The 18,219-nt window shown below is 71.1% G+C and carries 20 protein-coding genes; 7 read left to right on the top strand and 13 right to left on the bottom strand.

Annotated features, from left to right (window positions below; translation table 11 throughout):
• Positions 1-95 precede the first annotated feature (95 nt).
• The gene (locus RWS82_RS12300) at positions 96-353 is read left to right on the top strand and encodes a PLDc N-terminal domain-containing protein (protein ID WP_314650541.1); all 258 of its coding nucleotides are present in this window, start codon (positions 96-98) and stop codon (positions 351-353) included.
• Positions 354-422: 69 nt separating this feature from the next.
• Here RWS82_RS12300 and RWS82_RS12295 read toward each other — a convergent pair whose 3' ends face one another.
• The 5 genes from RWS82_RS12295 to RWS82_RS12275 all read right to left on the bottom strand — a co-directional run bounded on the left by RWS82_RS12295 (position 423) and on the right by RWS82_RS12275 (position 5,169).
• Positions 423-1,232: an alpha/beta fold hydrolase gene (locus RWS82_RS12295; RefSeq protein ID WP_400190092.1), complete on the bottom strand. Its 810-nt coding sequence runs from the start codon at positions 1,230-1,232 to the stop codon at positions 423-425.
• Between the two features lie 84 nt (positions 1,233-1,316).
• Positions 1,317-2,771 carry a catalase gene (locus tag RWS82_RS12290; RefSeq protein ID WP_314650538.1) on the bottom strand — a complete coding sequence of 485 codons (1,455 nt, stop codon included), beginning with the start codon at positions 2,769-2,771 and terminating at the stop codon, positions 1,317-1,319.
• 75 nt (positions 2,772-2,846) lie between these two features.
• Positions 2,847-3,266: a Fur family transcriptional regulator gene (locus tag RWS82_RS12285; protein WP_314650537.1), complete on the bottom strand. Its 420-nt coding sequence runs from the start codon at positions 3,264-3,266 to the stop codon at positions 2,847-2,849.
• Positions 3,267-3,384: 118 nt separating this feature from the next.
• Complete coding sequence (locus RWS82_RS12280; protein WP_314650535.1) at positions 3,385-4,320, bottom strand: DnaJ domain-containing protein; 936 nt, start codon at positions 4,318-4,320, stop codon at positions 3,385-3,387.
• A 204-nt stretch (positions 4,321-4,524) separates the two neighbouring features.
• Positions 4,525-5,169 (bottom strand): YigZ family protein, encoded by a 645-nt coding sequence (locus RWS82_RS12275; protein ID WP_314650533.1) that lies wholly within the window; start codon positions 5,167-5,169, stop codon positions 4,525-4,527.
• Positions 5,170-5,389: 220 nt separating this feature from the next.
• Here RWS82_RS12275 and RWS82_RS12270 point away from each other — a divergent pair, with 220 nt between their 5' ends.
• Both RWS82_RS12270 and RWS82_RS12265 read left to right on the top strand, forming a co-directional pair.
• The gene (locus RWS82_RS12270) at positions 5,390-6,895 is read left to right on the top strand and encodes an MATE family efflux transporter (protein ID WP_314650531.1); all 1,506 of its coding nucleotides are present in this window, start codon (positions 5,390-5,392) and stop codon (positions 6,893-6,895) included.
• Positions 6,896-7,076: 181 nt separating this feature from the next.
• Complete coding sequence (locus RWS82_RS12265; RefSeq protein WP_314650529.1) at positions 7,077-7,493, top strand: hypothetical protein; 417 nt, start codon at positions 7,077-7,079, stop codon at positions 7,491-7,493.
• A 35-nt stretch (positions 7,494-7,528) separates the two neighbouring features.
• On the opposite strand, the gene RWS82_RS12260 is transcribed toward RWS82_RS12265, so the two are convergent.
• Both RWS82_RS12260 and RWS82_RS12255 read right to left on the bottom strand, forming a co-directional pair.
• Positions 7,529-9,238 (bottom strand): AMP-binding protein, encoded by a 1,710-nt coding sequence (locus RWS82_RS12260; RefSeq protein WP_314650527.1) that lies wholly within the window; start codon positions 9,236-9,238, stop codon positions 7,529-7,531.
• A gap of 172 nt (positions 9,239-9,410) precedes the next feature.
• Complete coding sequence (locus tag RWS82_RS12255; protein WP_314650525.1) at positions 9,411-9,887, bottom strand: Lrp/AsnC family transcriptional regulator; 477 nt, start codon at positions 9,885-9,887, stop codon at positions 9,411-9,413.
• A gap of 112 nt (positions 9,888-9,999) precedes the next feature.
• On the opposite strand from RWS82_RS12255, the gene RWS82_RS12250 reads away from it, so the two are divergent.
• On the top strand, positions 10,000-11,229 hold the full coding sequence (locus tag RWS82_RS12250) for a PLP-dependent aspartate aminotransferase family protein (protein WP_314650523.1): 1,230 nt from the start codon (positions 10,000-10,002) through the stop codon (positions 11,227-11,229).
• 27 nt (positions 11,230-11,256) lie between these two features.
• On the opposite strand, the gene RWS82_RS12245 is transcribed toward RWS82_RS12250, so the two are convergent.
• The 4 genes from RWS82_RS12245 to RWS82_RS12230 all read right to left on the bottom strand — a co-directional run bounded on the left by RWS82_RS12245 (position 11,257) and on the right by RWS82_RS12230 (position 13,448).
• Positions 11,257-11,724 carry a hotdog domain-containing protein gene (locus RWS82_RS12245; RefSeq protein ID WP_314650521.1) on the bottom strand — a complete coding sequence of 156 codons (468 nt, stop codon included), beginning with the start codon at positions 11,722-11,724 and terminating at the stop codon, positions 11,257-11,259.
• A gap of 63 nt (positions 11,725-11,787) precedes the next feature.
• Positions 11,788-12,276: a MarR family transcriptional regulator gene (locus RWS82_RS12240; protein ID WP_314650648.1), complete on the bottom strand. Its 489-nt coding sequence runs from the start codon at positions 12,274-12,276 to the stop codon at positions 11,788-11,790.
• 2 nt (positions 12,277-12,278) lie between these two features.
• Positions 12,279-12,938 (bottom strand): GTP cyclohydrolase II, encoded by a 660-nt coding sequence (gene ribA, locus RWS82_RS12235; protein WP_314650520.1) that lies wholly within the window; start codon positions 12,936-12,938, stop codon positions 12,279-12,281.
• Between the two features lie 27 nt (positions 12,939-12,965).
• A complete protein-coding gene (locus RWS82_RS12230; RefSeq protein ID WP_314650518.1) occupies positions 12,966-13,448 on the bottom strand; it encodes a GNAT family N-acetyltransferase in 483 nt (160 codons plus the stop codon).
• 159 nt (positions 13,449-13,607) lie between these two features.
• On the opposite strand from RWS82_RS12230, the gene RWS82_RS12225 reads away from it, so the two are divergent.
• Genes RWS82_RS12225 through RWS82_RS12215 form a run of 3 tightly spaced genes read left to right on the top strand, consistent with a single transcriptional unit; the run spans position 13,608 to position 16,073 of the window.
• The gene (locus RWS82_RS12225; protein WP_314650516.1) at positions 13,608-14,234 is read left to right on the top strand and encodes an acyl-CoA synthetase; all 627 of its coding nucleotides are present in this window, start codon (positions 13,608-13,610) and stop codon (positions 14,232-14,234) included.
• Positions 14,231-14,605: a hypothetical protein gene (locus RWS82_RS12220; protein ID WP_314650514.1), complete on the top strand. Its 375-nt coding sequence runs from the start codon at positions 14,231-14,233 to the stop codon at positions 14,603-14,605. Before RWS82_RS12225 ends, RWS82_RS12220 begins: the two co-directional genes overlap by 4 nt.
• Positions 14,606-14,633: 28 nt before the next feature.
• Positions 14,634-16,073, top strand: a complete 1,440-nt coding sequence (locus tag RWS82_RS12215; protein ID WP_314650512.1) for an MFS transporter — start codon at positions 14,634-14,636, stop codon at positions 16,071-16,073.
• Positions 16,074-16,153: 80 nt separating this feature from the next.
• Here RWS82_RS12215 and purB read toward each other — a convergent pair whose 3' ends face one another.
• Positions 16,154-17,536, bottom strand: a complete 1,383-nt coding sequence (gene purB, locus RWS82_RS12210) for an adenylosuccinate lyase (protein WP_314650647.1) — start codon at positions 17,534-17,536, stop codon at positions 16,154-16,156.
• Between the two features lie 23 nt (positions 17,537-17,559).
• The gene (locus RWS82_RS12205) at positions 17,560-18,009 is read right to left on the bottom strand and encodes a low molecular weight protein-tyrosine-phosphatase (RefSeq protein ID WP_400190091.1); all 450 of its coding nucleotides are present in this window, start codon (positions 18,007-18,009) and stop codon (positions 17,560-17,562) included.
• Positions 18,010-18,219 lie beyond the last annotated feature (210 nt).

Below are 18,219 nucleotides of genomic sequence, written 5' to 3'. Positions count from 1 at the left end.
TCCGTAGAAGGCCCCGTCGTCGTCGTGACGGCGGGGCCTTTCGCGTGCGTGCCCGGCGTGGGAGGCTGGGGACCGTCGCGCTTCCGAGGAGTCCCATGGTCGTCAATCCGCTCATCCCGAGCATCTACGACATCGTGTTCGGATGCATCTGGGTCGCCGTCGCGGCCTTGGCGGTGGTGGCATTCATCTCCGCCCTGCGTGACCGCCGGGTCACCGGCATCCCCTTCGTTCTGTGGGCTCTGCTGATCTGGTTCGTGCCCGTGCTCGGCCCCATCGCCTGGTTCGTGCGTCGCCCCCGCCCCGCGCCGCCCGCTCCCGCTTCCGGTCGCACGAACGGCTCGTCTGAGGCCTGAGAGCAGCCGCTCGCGCGACCGGAACGGCCCCACGCAGCCGTTCGCGCGACGGGAACGGCCTGAGATCCGCTAGCCCTCGGCGAGGAACGCCACCGCGGCGTCCTTGAACGCGCGCGAGCCGGGCGCGTTGAAGTGGTTGCGGTCGGGGATCTCGAAGAACTGCCCGTCGGGGGCGGCGGATGCCAGGGCGCGCGAAGCCTCGATGATCGCGTCCTTCGACCCGGTCGCGAAGAGGATCGGGCGGGTCGGGGCATCCGCGGGATCGGGGTCGATCGCGCCCGACGACCGCATGCCCTCGGCCAGCGCGACGAGGGCGCCGAGGTCATTGCCGGGCACCCGCTCGACGAGCGAGATGTAGTTCTGCGTCGTGACGTCGGTGACGGGAGTGCCGTCGGCGATGTACGTCCGCACCTGGTCGAGGTCGAGGCGGGCGAGGGGGATGCCGTCGGGCACACCGCCGAGCACCGCTCGGCCGATGCGGTGCGGCAGCTCCTTCACGACCTCCCAGCCCACCCGGGCGCCGAGCGAGTAGCCGACGTAGACAGCGTCGTCGACGAGGTGGGCGTCGAGCACCGTCTCGACATCGGTGACGAGCGTGCGGATGCTGTAATCCTCGGGCAGGTGCGGCTTCTCACTGTGCCCGTGCCCCCGCTGGTCGAGGGCGAGCACCCGGTACCTCGCATTCGTGAGCTCGCGCACCCACCCCGTGAGCACCCAGTTGTCGCGGGCGCTGGAGGCGAACCCGTGCACGGCCGTGACGACCGGAGCATCCGGTTCGCCCCACGTGTAGGTCGCCAGGCGCGTGCCGTCTGCGGCGTGCACGTGCTGCGGTTCGGGCATGCGGGTGATGTCGGAGAGGGGGACGGCCACGGCATCCATTGTCCTCCCTGTCGCCGCGCCGGTACGCGACGAGGCCCACCGCCCCGGCATGCGGAGCGATGGGCCCCGAAGGGTCGCCGTGACTCAGAAGCGGGCGCGCAGCGCCTCGCCGAGCGACGCGTCGACGTTCGTCCAGTACTGGAAGAAGCGCTCGCGGATCGCGTCGATCGTGATGCCCTGACCCTGACCGGTCAGCGTGTCGAGGAAGCGCGCGCGCTGCTCGTCGTCGAAGACCGTGCGGTACAGCGTGCCGGCCTGACCGAAGTCGTCGTCATCGAGGTGCAGGGTCGCCGCGGCGCGCATGAGCTCGCCGTCGGTCTCCCAGCTGGCCTCGACACCGGCCTGCGGGTCGGCCTCGGGTCCACCCGCCGCGCCGAACGAGTTCGGGGTGTAGACGCGGTGCTCGGCCGGGTTGAACCGGTACTGCATCTGGCCCTCGTGCATGTAGTTGCGGGTCTCGGCGGCGTGCGCCTGGTTGACCGGCAGCTGGTTGTAGTTGGCGCCGATGCGGTAGCGCTGCGCGTCGGAGTACGCGAACACGCGGGCCATGAGCATCTTGTCGGGCGAGATGCCGGTGCCTGGTACCTGGTTGCCGGGCGAGAAGGCGGCCTGCTCGATCTCGGCGAAGAAGTTCTGCGGGTTCCGGTTCAGCGTGAACGTGCCGACCTTGATGCGCGGGTAGTCCTTCTTCGACCAGGTCTTGGTGAGGTCGAACGGGTTGAAGCGGTACTCCTTCGCCTCGTCGTACGGCATGACCTGCACGTACACGTCCCACGAGGGGTGCTCGCCGCGGGTGATCGCGTCGAACAGGTCGCGGCGGTAGTAGTCGGCGTCGGATCCGGCGAGCTTCTCGGCCTCTTCGGCGCTCATGGCCTCGACGCCCTGGTGGGAGAGGAAGTGGTACTGCACCCAGAAGCGCTCACCCGCGGCGTTGACCCACTGGTAGGTGTGCGAGCCGTAGCCGTTCATGTGGCGCCAGCTGCGCGGCAGGCCGCGGTCGCCCATGAGGTACGTGACCTGGTGGGCGCTCTCGGGCGACAGGGTCCAGAAGTCCCACTGCATGTCGGCGTCGCGCAGGCCCGAGTCGCCGAGGCGCTTCTGCGAGTGGATGAAGTCGGGGAACTTCATCGCGTCGCGCAGGAAGAAGGTCGGGGTGTTGTTGCCGACGATGTCGAGGTTGCCTTCGCTCGTGTAGAAGCGCAGCGCGAAGCCGCGCACGTCGCGCCAGGTGTCGGGGGAGCCCTGCTCGCCGGCGACCGACGAGAAGCGCAGCAGCGTCTCGCTCACGGCGCCCGGCTGGAACGCGGCCGCGCGGGTGTAGGCCGAGACGTCTTCGGTGACGACGAACTCGCCGAACGCGCCGCCGCCCTTGGCGTGCGGGTTGCGCTCCGGCACGCGCTCGCGGTTGAAGGAGGCGAGCTTCTCGACCAGGTAGCGGTCGTGCAGGACGGTGGGGCCGTCGGGGCCGACGGTGAGCGAGTGCGCGTCGCTCGCGACCGGCGTGCCGGTCTGGGTCGTGGTGGCGGGTTTCTGCGTCATGGTGTTCTCCTTCGGCGCGCGGGCGCGACGGACGGTGCTCTTCCGCGGGTGCGGGAGAGGGGCGGATGCCTCGGCCTACGCGGCTTTCTGGCAGCTGGGGCAGAGGCCCCAGAAGGTCACTTCGGCGGTCTGGACGGTGAATCCTCCGGCGGAGGACGGGGTGAGGCACGGCGCCTCGCCGACGACGCAGTCCACATCGGCCACGGCACCGCAGGCGGTGCAGACGATGTGGTGGTGGTTGTCGCCGATGCGCCGTTCGTAGAGCGCCGCGGAGCCAGCCGGTTCGATCCGGCGGACGAGGCCCGCCGTCGTCAGGTCCGCGAGGATGTTGTGCACCGACTGGATCGACGTCGTCGGCAGCACGGCGGAGACGGCGCGGTACACGCGCTCCGCGTCGGTGTGGGCCATGGAGTCCAGTGCCCCGAGAACGGCGACGCGGCCCGCGGTCGCCTTCAGTCCGGCACCGCGGAGCGCCGAGTCGAGGGTGGTCTCCATGTCTCCGACCCTACCCGGTTGTTTTGAATGACTCAAAACACGGCGTGTCGTTGGCGTGTCGCGGAGGTGAACCCTCGGCTGCCTTCCCGGCGTTCGTGGGCCGCTCTCCCGGCGTTCGTCAGGACAGACGGATGCTCTGACGCAGGCGCGTGCGGATGTCGAAGAGCTCGGTCCCGCCGATCACCCGCGTACCGGGCGGCCCCGACCGGAGCAGGCCCGGCAGTACGCTGCGCCGCACGACGAACACCGGCAGACCGCGGATGCTTCCGAGCGGTGTGGTGGGCAGGGCGAGGTCGTCGTCGGGCAGCACGACGATCGCCCCGCTGAACCGCACGTGCGCCGAGCGGGCGACGCCGCGGATCTGGGCGAGCAGCTCGGTCACCGGGGCGCGGTGCCCGAGGCTCGGTCCGGTGATCTCTCCGCGCCGGAAGCCCACGACCCCGCCGATGTCGGTCGACATCACCCCGTACAGGCCGGAGGGGCCGAGCACCACGTGGTCGAGTCGGTCGGAGGTGTCGGTCGCCGCGCGCTCGCCGGTGCGCGGGGCGGCGATGTCGACCGCGATCCCGTGCCACAGGGTGAAGCCCATGCCGAGGCCCGAGACGGCGACCGCGGTGGCTTCTTCGGCGAGAGCATCCGCCAGCAACCGCCGCAGCGCGCGCGGCGCCGACCGCACGAGTGCGGGGGAGTAGGGGTCGTCGACCTCGCCGCCCGCCCACTCCTGCAGCAGGGCGGCGTAGCGGGCTCGACGCCACGCGCCCGGCTCGCCGTAGGTCTTCGAACGCGGTCGGGTGTCGTGCGGGCGGTCGGGCTCGCGCCACGCGTCGCCGCCCGCGTCGAGATCGCGCGAACGGTCGTAGGCCGCGCGACCCTCCGCGGTTCCGACGATCTCCCAGGCGCGCTGCACGTGGATGAAGAGTGCGGCGTCGCCGCCCGTGTCGGGGTGCGTCTCGCGCAACCGCAGCCGGTACGCGCGCCGCAGCAGGTCGTCGTCGGCGTCCGGAGCCACCCCGAGGACCTCGTACGCCGAGGCCGAGAGCGGGCTGTCGAACATCCCCTCAGCCTACGGCTCGCCCCCGCCCCTCTCCTCCCCGCCCCGCCCCGCCCCCGCCCCCTCTCCTCCCCGCCCCGTCCCCGCCCCGCCCCGTCTCCTCCCCGCCCCCGTATCTCTGCTCCCGTCGCACTTTCTGTCGCTCGCGGTGCCCGCAGGCGACGGAAAGTGCGACGGGAGCTGTCGAGAAGAGGGGGGAGGGCGGGGTCAGGCGGGGACGTCGGTGATGCGGGTGGCGCCGGTCGTGGGGGAGACGCGGCCGGCGGATGCGGCGGCCACGGCATCCGCCAACGATCCGATCGACGGGGCCGGTGCCCAGAGCTCCAGGGTCGCCCTCGCCCCGTAGGTCGGGGTGCCGAGGGTCGCGCCGTGATGCTCGGCCCAGTCGCGCAGGAGGTTGTCGAAGCGCCCGGCATCCGCATGGTCGACCTCGACGCTCACCTGGGTCAGCGACTCCCGCCGCACGAGGCGTGCGAGGTCGAGCGCCTCGGAGGTCGCCGACGAGTACGCGCGCACGAGCCCGCCCGCCCCGAGCTTCACGCCGCCGAAGTAGCGGGTCACCACGGCGACGACGTCGGTGAGCTCGCGGCGGCGCAGCACCTCGAGCATCGGCACCCCAGCGGTGCCGGACGGCTCGCCGTCGTCCGATGAGCGGGCCTGGTCGCCGAGCACGCCCGTGACCATGGCGGTGCAGTTGTGGGCGGCATCCCACGCCCTCTTCCGGATGCCCGCGATCACCGCCTCCGCCTCGTCGACTGAGCCGACCGGCGCGACGTGCGCGAGGAACCGCGACTTCTTGATGACGAGCTCGTGGTCGACGGCACCCGCGATCGTCGCCGGATACCGTCCCATCCGCCCACCCTACCCAGCCCCTCGTCCCCTCCCGCCGGCTCCCCTCCCGCCGACTCCACTCCCGTCGCATTTTCTGTCGCTGCGGCGCGGGCCAGGCGACAGAAAGTGCGACGGGAGCCTCCTCAGCGGATACTCCGAATCGATTCGATAGACTGGTGCCCGCGACACGGAGCAGTGCCGCCGTCCCCGCATCCGCCCCAGACCTCCCGCGAGCTCCTCCATGCCGACCTCCCTCACGACCGGCCGCCCTTGGCGCGTCATCCTCTCGTTCTCCATCCCGCTGCTCCTCGGCAACGTCGTGCAGCAGATGTACCAGTTCGCCGACGCGATCGTCGTCGGACGCCACCTCGGCGTCACCTCGCTCGCCGCCGTCGGCGCCACCGGCCCCCTGCTGTTCCTGCTGCTCGGTTTCGCCTGGGGACTCACGAGCGGATTCGCGATCCCCCTCGCCCAGGCCTTCGGCGCCCGCGACGACGCCGGCGTGCGGCGCTCCGTCGCCACGGGAGTGCTGCTCAGCGCCACCACGAGCATTCTGCTCACGGCCGGAGCCCCGCTCATCGCCGGACCGCTGCTCGTCGCCCTGCAGACGCCGCCCGAGCTGCTGCCCGAAGCGACCGCGTTCACGCAGATCAGCTTCCTCGGGGCGAGCGCCACGATGTTCTTCAACTACCTGTCGGCGATCATCCGCGCCATCGGCGACTCGCGCACGCCGCTCGTGTTCCTCACGATCTCGTGCGCACTCAACGTCGGCCTCGTCATCCTGCTCGTCGGCCCCCTCGACTGGGGTGTCGGCGGTGCCGCCCTCGCCACGGTCGTCGCGCAGGGCGTCTCCGTCGTGCTGTGCCTCGAGTTCGTGCGCCGTCGCCTGCCGATGCTGCACCTCCGGCGCGGCGACTGGCGCGTCACCCGCGCCGACATCGCCGACCACCTACGGCTGGGACTGCCGATGGGATTCCAGGCGTCGATCATCGCGATCGGCACGCTGACGGTGCAGGTCGCCCTGAACACGCTCGGCGCGGATGCCGTCGCCGCCTACACGACCGCCTCGCGCGTCGACAGTCTCGCCGTCGCGCTGCTGGCGTCGCTCGGACTGGCCGTGTCGATGTACACCGCGCAGAACCACGGCGGTCGACGGCCCGACCGCATCCGTCGCGGGGTGAAGGAGGCCACGGTCATGGCGATCGGCGCCGGCGTGGTGCTCGGCGGGCTGATGATCGCGTTCGGCGTGCCGATGGTGCGCCTGTTCGTGGGCGAGGGGTCGGACGACGTCGTCGAGCTGGCGCATCTCATGCTCATCCTCAACGGCTGCGGGTACTGGGCGCTCGGCATGCTCTTCGTGCTGCGCGGGGCGCTGCAGGGACTCGGCCGCACGCTCGTGCCGACCGTCACCGGAGTCATCGAGCTGATCGCCCGCGTGGTCGCGGCGATCGCACTCGGAGCGCTCATCGGCTTCGCGGGTGTCGCCCTCAGCAACCCGCTCGCCTGGGTCGGGGCGATTCTGCTGCTCGTGCCCGCGTACCTGCGGGCGCACCGGTCGCTCGCGGCGATGCCCGTCGACCCCGCCGAGGCGACCGAGACCTCGGCGATCGCCATCGTCGGCCCGACCGACGGATCGATGGTCGTCGACGCCGTGTTCACCCAGCCCGTCACCGTCGTGCGGCGGAAGGGACTGCGCCGCCTCGCCGCCCGTCGTCCGCGGTCGTCTTCGCGCGCCGGTCGCCGCTGATCCGGCGGAAGAATACGACGGAACACGCGTAAGGAATCGGGTCATCGAACGTCTCTTCTGAGGAGGAGTTCGCCGGATGTCCTCCGAAAGGATGACAGAGATCATGCGTGAGACGGATGGGCATCCGCGTACGCTTTTCTACTGTCGAGAGTGCGGAAGTTCCGCAGACCGGGGGGTCATCATGACGACAGCAGCAGTGGCGCGGGATCTTGCGGGATTCCTGGTTCCGATCGGGGTGGCGGGAGCGGTGATCGCCGTGATCTGCGCGGTAATCGCGGGGGTTGCGATCATGCGCGGCGCCGGCGGGTTGAGCGGGGGAGCCGTGGGGGTGTGGATCCCGGCGGCGCTGCTCAGCTCGACCCCGGCGTTCACGAACCAGTGGATGCCGTTGACGGTGGCCGGCGTGGCGCTCGCCGCGTCGCTGGTCATCGGCGGCGTCGTGCGGGCGATCGTCGCGGTGGCCGCGGGCCCGCGGGCGACGGCGCGGACGGCCGTGCGGGCGACGGATGCCGTCGAGACCGCCCCCGCGACGACCACCGTCGTGGTGCCGGCGCGGCCAGGGCGCGCGGTCACCGGCACCATCGCCGTCGTCCGCTGACGCCGGCCGGGCCGGGGCGTAAGGCGGCTCCGCGGTCAGCGGTGATCGCGCTCCCAGTGCTGCCCGGCCTCGTCGCCCGCCTCGACGCGCGCCGCCTCGCGCGCGCGCAGCTCGACACGGCGGATCTTGCCCGAGATCGTCTTCGGCAGCCCCGGCACGAACTCGATGACCCGCACCCACAGGTGCGACGACAGCCGCTCGTTGGCGAGGGCGAAGATCGACCGTGCGGTGTCGGCGTCGCCATCGCCCGCATCGGCCCGCAGGCACACGTACGCCTTGGGCACCGAGAGCCGCGTGGGGTCGGGGCTCGGCACGACGGCCGCCTCGACGACGAGGTCGTGCTCGAGCAGCACCGACTCGAGCTCGAACGGCGAGATCTTGTAGTCGGATGCCTTGAACACGTCGTCGGCCCGCCCGATGTAGGTGAGGTACCCCTCGTCATCGCGCGTGGCGATGTCGCCGGTGTGGTGGTAGCCGCCGACGCGGGACTCCGCTGTCTTCTCAGGGTCGTCGTAGTACGCCGCCATGAGGCCGAGCGGCGGCTGCGACAGGTCGAGAGCGATCTCGCCCTCCCTCTGCGTCACCTCGCCGGTCGCCGGGTCGAGCAGCACCACGGGGTACCCGGGCAGGGCGCGTCCCATCGAGCCGACCTTCACCGGCTGACCCGGGGAGTTGCCCACACAGCACGTCATCTCGGTCTGGCCGAACCCGTCGCGGATCGTGCCGCCCCACGCGTCGCGCACGCGGTCGATGACCTCCGGGTTCAACGGCTCACCGGCCCCCACGAGTTCGCGCGGAGGGTGGCCGAGACGCCCGAGGTCGGCCTGGATGAGCATCCGCCACACCGTCGGCGGCGCGCAGAACGTGCTCACGTGGTGCGTCTCCATGACGTCCATCAACGTGTTCGCGTCGAAGCGGTCGTAGGTGTAGACGAACACGGTCGCCTCGGCGAGGAACGGCGCGTAGAAGCTCGACCAGGCGTGCTTGGCCCACCCCGGCGATGAGATGTTGAGGTGCACGTCGTCGGGCTGCACGCCCAGCCACCACATGGTCGAGAGGTGCCCGATCGGGTACGACACGTGCGTGTGCTGTACGAGCTTCGGTCGATTCGTGGTGCCCGAGGTGAAGTAGAGCAGGGCGGTGTCGGTTGCCGGGGTCGGGGCATCCGGCGCGAAGTCGGTGGGCGCGTCGGCCGCGTCGGCGAAGCTCACCCAGTCGGCGGGCACGCCGTCGCCCACCCCGATGCGCAGGATGCCGGCGTCGATGCCCGAGAGGCGGTCGGCGAGAGAGCCCCCGGTGACGACCGCCCTGGCGCGGCCGTGGGTGATGCGGTACTCCAGATCGGATGCCGACAGCAGGGTCGAGGTCGGGATGGAGACCGCGCCGATCTTGGTGATCGCGAGCATCGCCTCCCAGAGCTCGATGGTGTTGCCGAGCATCACGATGACGTGGTCGCCGCGACGGATGCCGAGGCCGGTGAGCCAGGTGGCGACCTGGTCGGAGCGACGCGCCAGCTCGCCGTAGGTCCACGACCGCATCGACAGGTCGGCGTCGACGATCTGCACCGCCGGTCGGTCGGGGTTCTCCCCGGCGACGACGTCGAACCATTCGAGGGCGAAGTTGAACTCGTCGACCTCGGGCCACGCGAATCCGGCGCGCGCGGCGTCGTAGTCGGTGGCGTGCGCGAACAGGAAGTCGCGCATCTCGCGGATGGCGTGCGTGGCGGCGGTGGCACTGCGGGTCATGCCCTCCATCTTCGCGCAGCCTCCGCCGGCGGGCATCCGTTCCCGTCACGCGAGTGGTTCCTCTCACGGATCCGTTCCCGTCGCGCGAGTGGTTCCTCTCGGGCGTCAGAGCGACCGTTCGCGCGACGGGAGCGAACCCAGGCGACCGTTCGCGCGACCGGAGGGCGGTGCGTCAGCGCGCGAGCAGGCCGGCGCCGTCGCGCAGCTCGAACACCAGCTGCGTCTCGGTGCCGCGCACGATCGGATGCGTGGTGATGTGCTCGAGCACGATGTCGCGCAGCGCCGTCGCGTCCTGCACGGCTACGTGTACGAGGAAGTCGTCGACCCCGGCCACGTGGAACACCTGCAGCACGCGCGGCAGCGCCGCCAGCGCATCGAACAGGGTCGTGACTTTCGGTCCGGTGTGGTTCGCGAGACGCACCTTGATGATCGCCTGCAGGGGGAAGCCGACGGCGGCCTCGTCGAGACGGATGCGCGTGTCGCGGATGACGCCGCGCTCCCGCAGGGCACGCACGCGGTGCGCGCAGGTCGACTCGGCGAGATCGAGCCGACGGGCGAGGGCCTTGTTCGTGATGTCGGCCTCGCGCGTCAGCACGGCGAGGATGCGGAGGTCTACCTCGTCGAGCGGCGATGGTTGTGCTTTGGGCAAGTCCGGTCCTCCCTGGCATCCGTTCGTTGCCGAGAATAGCGTTCTCACCGCAGAACGCGACGGATGCTGTCGATCAGACGCCCCGGCGCCGCGTTCTCGGCAACATGGAGAGATGTCTGCAGCGTTGCATCCCGATACCGTCGCCGTGCACAGCGGCCGTTCCGACCTCGGCGAACTGGGCGTGCACGCCCTGCCCATCGACCTGTCGACGACGAACCCGCTGCCCGACGTCGAGCGCGGCGGCGACTCGTACGAGGCGATGGCAACAGGTGGGCGCCCGCCGGCCGACGGCAGCCTCGTCTACGCGCGGTTGTGGAACCCCACGGTCGCCCGCTTCGAAGAGGCGCTCGCCGAGCTCGAGCACGCCGAGGCGTCGGTCGCCTTCGGCTCGGGCATGGCGGCGATGACCGCGGTGATCCTCGCCCACACGAACGCGGTCGGCAAACGGCACGTGGTCGCGGTCCGACCGCTCTACGGCGGCACCGACCACCTGCTCGGCTCGCGTCTGCTCGGTGCCGAGGTCACGTACTGCGGTCCGCGCGAGGTGGGCGCGAGCATCCGCCCCGACACCGGGCTGGTCGTGCTCGAGACTCCGGCGAACCCGACCCTCGAGCTCACGGATATCGCCGACGTCGTCGCACAGGCGGGCGCGGTGCCGGTCGTCGTCGACAACACCTTCGCCACCCCGCTCCTGCAGAACCCGATCGACCTCGGTGCCGCGCTGTCGCTGCACAGCGCCACGAAGTACCTCGGCGGGCACGGCGACGTGATCGCCGGGGTGGTGGCATGCAGCGAGCAGACCGCCGAGGCGCTGCGTCGCGTGCGGGCCGTGACCGGCGGGCTGCTGCATCCGCTCGGCGCCTACCTGCTGCACCGCGGTCTCGCGACGCTGCCCGTGCGACTGCAGCGCCAGCAGGAGAGCGCGCGCCGCATCGTCTCGTGGCTGCTCGACCGGCCCGAGGTCGCCGAGGTGTTCTACCCCGGGCTCGACGGCGATCCCCGGGGGCTGCTCGAGCGGCAGATGCGCGGCACCGGAGCGATGGTCGCGATGCGCATGCGCGGCGGGTACACGGCGGCATCCGCCGTCGCCTCGGTCACCCGCCTGTTCACCCACGCGGTGTCGCTCGGCGGGGTCGACTCGCTCATCCAGCATCCGGCCGCGTTGACGCACCGCCCCGTGCCGGCGGATTCCCGCCCGGCCGCCGACATCCTGCGCCTGTCGATCGGACTGGAGGCGGCGGACGACCTGATCGCCGACCTCGCGGCCGCGTTCGGCGCTGCATCGACCTCCGACCGGGTCACCCCGCTCCACGACGCCCGCACGGGGGCCGGTCGATCGTGAGGGGGCGGCCCGGTCGGAGCCGGCGACTCAGAGCTTCGGCAGGGTGACCGTTCCGGTCGCGATGCTCTGCGTGGGCATGCGGTCGCGGTTGTAGGTGATGTCGGTGTAGCCGTGCGGCGTCGGGTTTCCGTCGTCGTCGAGGCTCACGAACACGATCTTCTCGATCGTGAGGATGCGCTTGCGGGTGATCATGTTGCGCGCGATCGCCCGCATCGTGAGCGACGTGCGCCCGAAGTGCGTCGCAGTGAGGCCGATCTCGATCAGGTCGCCCTGCACGGCCGACGCCTCGAAGTTGATCTCGGAGATGAGCTTCGTCACCGCCCGGTAGTTGCCGAGCTGGACGATCGCGTAGATCGCGGCCTCCTCGTCGATCCACTTGAGCAGGCTGCCCCCGAACAGCGAGCCGTTCGCGTTGAGGTCTTCGGGCCGCACCCACTTGCGCGTGCGGAAGGTGATGCCGTCTTCCGACCAGGGGTTCTCTTCGTGCTTCGCCATGCCTCCAGCCTAAGAACCCCGTGAGTCGCGGAGGTTACGGGGAGGGCGTCGACCGCCGCGCGGTCACAGGGCCGCCGTCACTCCGGGGAGGAGTTTCAGGAGGATGCCGGAGAGCTGGGCGCGTTCCTCGGCGGTGAGCGGATCGAGCACCAGCTCGCGGATCTGCTCGACGTGCACGGGCGCGGCCGAACGGAGCACCTCGCGACCGGCGGGGGTGAGCGTCGCCGAGAGCGTGCGCTTGTCGCGGTTGCAGGAGGTGCGCTCCACCCAGCCGCGTTCCTCGAGCGAGTCGAGCGCGTGGCTGAGGCGCGAGCGGCTGAGGCCGGCGATGCGTGCGAGCTCGGTCATGGTGGTCGCACCGCCGTCGATCTGCCCCGCGAGCATGATGAGGATCGCGTAGCGGGCGTGGTTGAGTCCGACCTCGTCCTTCAGGGCGCGGTCGAGCACCTGCGGCAGCAACTGCACGAAGCGGATGACCGGCAGCCACGCCTGCATCTCGTCGTCGTCGAGGCGTCGGGGGTGCCTGTCTGCCGCGTCGTCGCCCGAGGCCATGCTCACGCCGCCGTGAGATCGATGGTGTGCGAGGTGTGGTCGCGCTTCGCCTCGAGGTACCGGGCGTTGGCGGGCGAGAGGTGCACGCCGGTCGGCACGTGCTCGGTCACGCGGATGCCGAGCCGCCCGAGCTGCGTCGCCTTGTCGGGGTTGTTGCTGAGCAGACGGATGCTGTCGGCGCCGACTGCGGCGAGCATCTGCGCGGCGACCGTGTAGTCGCGTTCGTCCTCGCCACGGCCGAGGGCGACGTTGGCCTCGTAGGTGTCGAGTCCGGCGTCTTGCAGGGCGTACGCGTCGAGTTTCGCGTAGAGGCCGATGCCGCGGCCCTCCTGGCGCAGGTACAGCAGGAAGCCGCCCGCGTCGGCGATGCGCTCGACCGCCTCGCGCAGCTGCGGACCGCAGTCGCAGCGCTGCGATCCGAAGACGTCGCCGGTGAGGCACTCGCTGTGCGGGCGCACGAGTGGTGCGGCGCCACCCTGTGCCGCACGATCGAGCGCGCCCCGCCAGTCGCCCAGGCCGAGCAGCAGGTGCTCGCGGCCGTCGATCAGGCCGTCGAAGGTGAGGACGTCGGCGGTGGTGGTGTACCCGTCGGCGAACTCCATCGGCACGCGCACCCGGGTGCGCTCGGTGGCGACGGGGACGGCCGTTGAACTTTCAATCATGTCGGGTGCAACGTCGATGTCTCGGTTCTATTCCCGTGCATCCGACAGGCGACCGCCTCCGCCGGCGGGGCGGAGCATCGGCACGTGCGGGATCCCGTCTTCCGCGAACCGCGGACCGCTGATCTCGAACCCGAACTGCCCGTACCACTCGGCGAGGTGCTCCTGGGCGTCGAGCGCGATCGCCGCCTGCGGCCACCGCCACGCGATCCGTTGCACCGCCGCGCGCATCAGCTCGGCGCCGAACCCCCGACCGCGTGCCGTCGATGCCGTCGCGACCCGGCCGATGCGGGCCCGGTCGGCCCCGTCGTCGCGCAGCACCCGTGCCGTCGCGAGCACCTCGCCGTCCTCCTCGACCCACAGCAGCTCGGCGTCGGGTTCGAGATCGCGACCGTCGAGTTCGGGGTAGGCCGCCCGCTGCTCGACGACGAACACGGTGACCCGCAGCCACAGCAGCCGGTAGAGCGTCTCGGCGGGGATGTCGCGTACGGGCGCGACTCGGAGGGAGTGCATGGTGCGAGGGCTGCTTTCGGTCGAGGGGGCGCTCCTCCGTCGGCGAAGGGCTCGACTCATTCTCGCCCTCGGGTGGTGCAGGCGGACGCCGCAGCCGGTCCGGCCCCTCGCCGCCCCCGCGTAGACTGGGACCACAACCCCGGAGGACCCAGGATCGTCATGTCTGCCCCAGCCCGCACCTTCAGCGTGCGCCACGTGCAGCTGCTGCGCGCCCTCTTCGCGGCGACCGCGGCGCTGATGATCACCTTCTCCGCCGACCACTCCGCGGCCGTCGGCCTATCGGTGTTCAGCGGGTTCGCGCTCGTGAGCGGGTTCGTGCTGCTGCTCTCGGTCTGGCTCGTGTTCCCCGCGGGGTCGCGCTGGCCCGCCGTGGTGCTCGGCATCCTCGGCGTCGCCGCCGGTATGGCGAGCGGCATCCCGGCGTGGCGCACCGAGGACTTCTTCTTCGTCGTCGTCTCGGCCTGGGCGCTGATCGCCGGCCTGGTCGAGCTGCTGGCCGGGCTCCGCACCCGCCGCGCGGGCGACCCCACCGCGCGCGATGCGATCACGGTCGGCGCCTTCGGCATCCTCCTCGCGGTTCTGCTGCTCGCGATCCCCGCCGGGTTCACGCACGAGTACACGATCACCGACGCGGGCACCTACGAACTCACCGGCATCATCCTCGGTGTGGGCATGTTCGGCGGCTACGCGGCGCTCGTCGCCGTGTTCCTCGGCATCGCCGGGCTCACGCCCCGCAAGACGGATGCGGTGGCCCCCGCGGCGGCCGAGACGGAGGAGGCGCGATGACCGACGAGAAGCCGAGCCGGCGCGACATCCTGCGACCGCTGCACCTGCTGGGCATCGCCCTCGCCTGCGGCGTGTTCGCGATGATCGTGACCCTGGTGACCACCGGGGCGTTCACGCTGCGCGTCAACACCGCGATCGCCAACGGCTCGTATCAGGGGTTGACCCCGTTCGCGCTCGGTCTGGTCGTCGGCGGTGGCGCGTTCATCGTCACGCTGCTGGGTCTCGCGATGCTCATGCTCGCGGTCGATCCCGCCGAGGTCACCAAGACCGTCGACCGCCCGGTGCTCTACGACCCGGCGCCAGAGAAGCCGGCGGATGCCCCGGCATCCGACCCCACCGACGACGCGCGCGGCGAGAACCGCGCGGAATAGTGCCGGGCGCGGCGGGCTTGATCCTCTCGTGAGCACTCCCGTCGACCGCGCATCCATCGGACTCCGATCGGCGAGGGGACCCGTCCTCGGCGCCCTCATGCTGTCGACCGGACTGATCGCGATCGACGCGACCATCCTCGCGACCGCCGTGCCGAGCATCGTCGACGATCTCGGCAGCTACCAGCAGTTCCCGTGGTTGTTCTCGGTCTACCTGCTGGCCCAGGCGGTGAGCGTGCCGATCTACTCGCGGCTCGCCGACACGATCGGCCGCAAGCCCATCATCCTGCTCGGTATCGCGCTGTTCCTGGTCGGCTCGATCCTGTGCGGCTTCGCGTGGAGCATGCCCGCGCTCATCGCGTTCCGCGTGGTGCAGGGCCTGGGCGCGGGAGCCGTCGCGCCGATGTCGATGACCATCGTCGGCGACATCTACACGGTCGCCGAACGCGCCAAGGTGCAGGGGTACATCGCGAGCGTCTGGGCGATCTCGTCGGTCGTCGGTCCGGCGCTCGGCGGCCTGTTCGCGCAGCTCGACGCCTGGCGGTGGATCTTCTTCGTGAACATCCCGCTGTGCCTCATCGCGGGATGGATGCTGCTGCGCACCTACACCGAGAAGAAGCAGTCGGCGCGCCACCGCATCGACTACCTGGGTGCGGTGCTGCTCACGGTCGGGCTGACCGGGGTCATCCTCGGCATGCTCGAGGGCGGGAACGCGTGGGACTGGATCTCGGTGCAGAGCACCCTCTGCTTCGGTGTCGGCGCCCTGTCGCTCGTCGCGTTCGCGCTCGTCGAGCGGCGGGCATCCGAGCCGATCGTCGACCTGCGCCTCGCAGCCCGACCGCTGATCCTCACCACCACCATCGTCTCGCTGGGCATCGGTGCCCTGATGACCGGGGTGACCAGCTTCGCTCCGGCGTACCTCGAGGGGTCGATCGGCATCCCGCCCCTGCTCGCCGGGCTCGCGGTCGCGGCCCTCACGCTCGGCTGGCCGGTCTCGGCCGCCAACGCCGGGCGCCTGTACCTGCGCATCGGATTCCGGCGCACCGCACTCATCGGCATGGGCATCACGTCGGTCGCCGCGATCGCCCTCGCGATCACCGGCAGCTGGCCCAACCCGTACACGATCGCGCTGATCGCGTTCGTCTTCGGATTCGGCCTCGGCTGGAGCGCCGCACCGACGCTCATCGCGGCGCAGGCATCCGTCGGCTGGGGCGAACGGGGCGCCGTCACGGGCATGAACGCTTTCGCCCGTTCGGCCGGCAGCGCCGTGGGCGTCGCGATCTTCGGGGCCATCTCGAACGCCGTGATCGCGCAGGGCGGCGGGCCCGACGACCCCGCGACCATCGTCTCGGCGTCGACGTGGGTGTTCGTGGCCGCCGCGATCACCGCGGTGCTGACGCTCGTCGCTGCGGCGTTCATGCCCCGCGACCGCGTCGACGCGCACTCCGGCGAGCCGGGCAGCCTGTCCTGAGGCGTGCTCGGGGTCCACACCCCTCGGAACGCGAAACGCACCCCCGCGCGGTGCGGGGGTGCGTTCCGGGGCGGGTGAGGTCAGCGCGCGAGGCGCTCGGCGATACCCGTGTAGGTCGCGGGGGTGAGGGCGAGGAGGCGCTGCTTCGCGGCATCGCCGATCTCAAGGCCTTCGACGAACTCCGCCAGCTCGGCGCCGCCCACGCGGTGGCCGCGGGTGAGTTCCTTGAGCAGCGCGTACGGGTCGGTGATCGACGAGCGACCGGCGACGACCTCGGCGCGGATCACGGTCTGGATCGCCTCGGCGAGCACCTCCCAGTTGCCGTCGAGGTCGGCGAGCAGCACGTCGCGCGAGAGGGAGATCTCGTTCAGGCCGCGGCGCAGGTTGTCGAGCGCGAGGAGCGAGTGCCCGAACGCGACGCCGATGTTGCGCTGCGTGGTCGAGTCGGTGAGGTCGCGCTGCAGACGACTGGTGACGAGCGTCTGCGAGAGCGAGCCGAGCAGCGCCGCCGAGAGCTCGAGGTTGGCCTCGGCGTTCTCGAACCGGATGGGGTTGATCTTGTGCGGCATGGTCGACGACCCGGTCGCACCGGCGACGGGGATCTGCGCGAAGTAGCCGAGCGAGATGTAGGTCCAGATGTCGGTGGCGAGGTTGTGCAGGATGCCGCCGGCGTGGCGCACCCGGTCGTACAGCTCGACCTGCCAGTCGTGCGACTCGATCTGGGTGGTGAGGATGTTGAATCCGAGGCCCAGGCCCTCCACGTATTCGCGGGCGATGGTGGGCCAGTCGGCGTCGGGGTCGGCCGACAGGTGCGCCGACCAGGTGCCGGTCGCACCCGAGAACTTCGCCAGGTAGTCGGATGCCGCGATCTGTGTGCGCACCCGCTCGAGACGCCAGGCGAAGACGGCGATCTCCTTGCCCATGGTCGACGGGGTGGCCGGCTGCCCGTGGGTGCGGGAGAGCATGGGGGCGTCGGCGTGCTCGACGGCGAGCTCGCGGAGCTTCGCGATGACGGCATCCAGCGCCGGCAGCCAGACGCCTTCGACGGCGCGCTTCACGGTGAGTGCGTACGAGACCGAGTTGATGTCCTCGCTGGTGCAGGCGAAGTGCGTGAGCTCGGAGATCGCGTCGAGGCCCAGCGCCGAGAGCCGGTCGCGCACGAGGTACTCGACGGCCTTCACGTCGTGACGCGTCACGGCCTCCTTCTCGGCGAGCCAGTCGATCTCGTTCTGGCCGAAGTCGCGGTAGAGGGCGCGCAGGCGGTCCTTGTCGTCGGCCGACAGCGGCGAGGTCTCGAACAGCGAGCGGTCGGTCAGGGCGATCAGCCACTCGACCTCCACCTCGACCCTCGCCCGGTTGAGACCCGACTCCGAGAGGAAGTCGGCGAGACCGGCGACGGCGGCGCGGTATCGGCCGTCGAGCGGGCTGAGCGGCTGCGGGGGGAGCGAAGGCTGGGAAGTCAGGGGAATCCTCCTGATCGGGCCCGTCAGGGGCGCGGCGTGCGGGGCTGGCGCAGAGCGGGCTCGAGCTGACGGAACAGGCCGCGCGTCGCCGTCTCGATCATACCGAGCACCGAATCGAACATCTCGGGCCCGGCGTAGTACGGGTCGGGCACGTCGAGGGTGGTGGCGGCGGCGTCGAAGCCGAGCAGCAGCGTGACCTTGCCCTCCTCGTCTTCATCGCGGGCCCACTCCCGCAGGATGCGCTCGTGGGTGCGGTCGAGGGCGACGACGAGGTCGTTCTCGGCGAACGAGGCGGTGGTGAACTGCCGGGCGCGGTGCAGCGAGCCGTCGTACCCCCGGCGGGCGAGGGCGTCGATGGTGCGATGGTCGGCCTGTTCGCCGAGGTGCCAGTCCCCCGTGCCGGCGCTGCGCGAGACGATGCGGGAACCGAGGCCCTGGTGCTGGGCGAGATCGCGGAAGACGACCTCGGCCATCGGAGAACGGCAGATGTTCCCCGTGCACACGAAGATCACGCGAAAGGGATCCCGGGACGTCACCTCCCCATTCTGCCGGTCGTGGGCGCTCGCGCACAGTTCGCCGCGGTCCGGCCCCCTCCGACGCCGCACCCGCCCTGCACCGAATCCGCTGGGGGGATCTCTCCCACAGCCCGCGTCTCTCCGCCCTCCGCGACCCGCTCCCGGCGC

The organism is uncultured Microbacterium sp. (genome assembly GCF_963528945.1).
GTDB lineage: Bacteria > Actinomycetota > Actinomycetes > Actinomycetales > Microbacteriaceae > Microbacterium.
The sequence above is the reverse complement of the archived record's forward strand: the minus strand, read 5'-3'. Positions and strand labels throughout refer to the sequence as shown.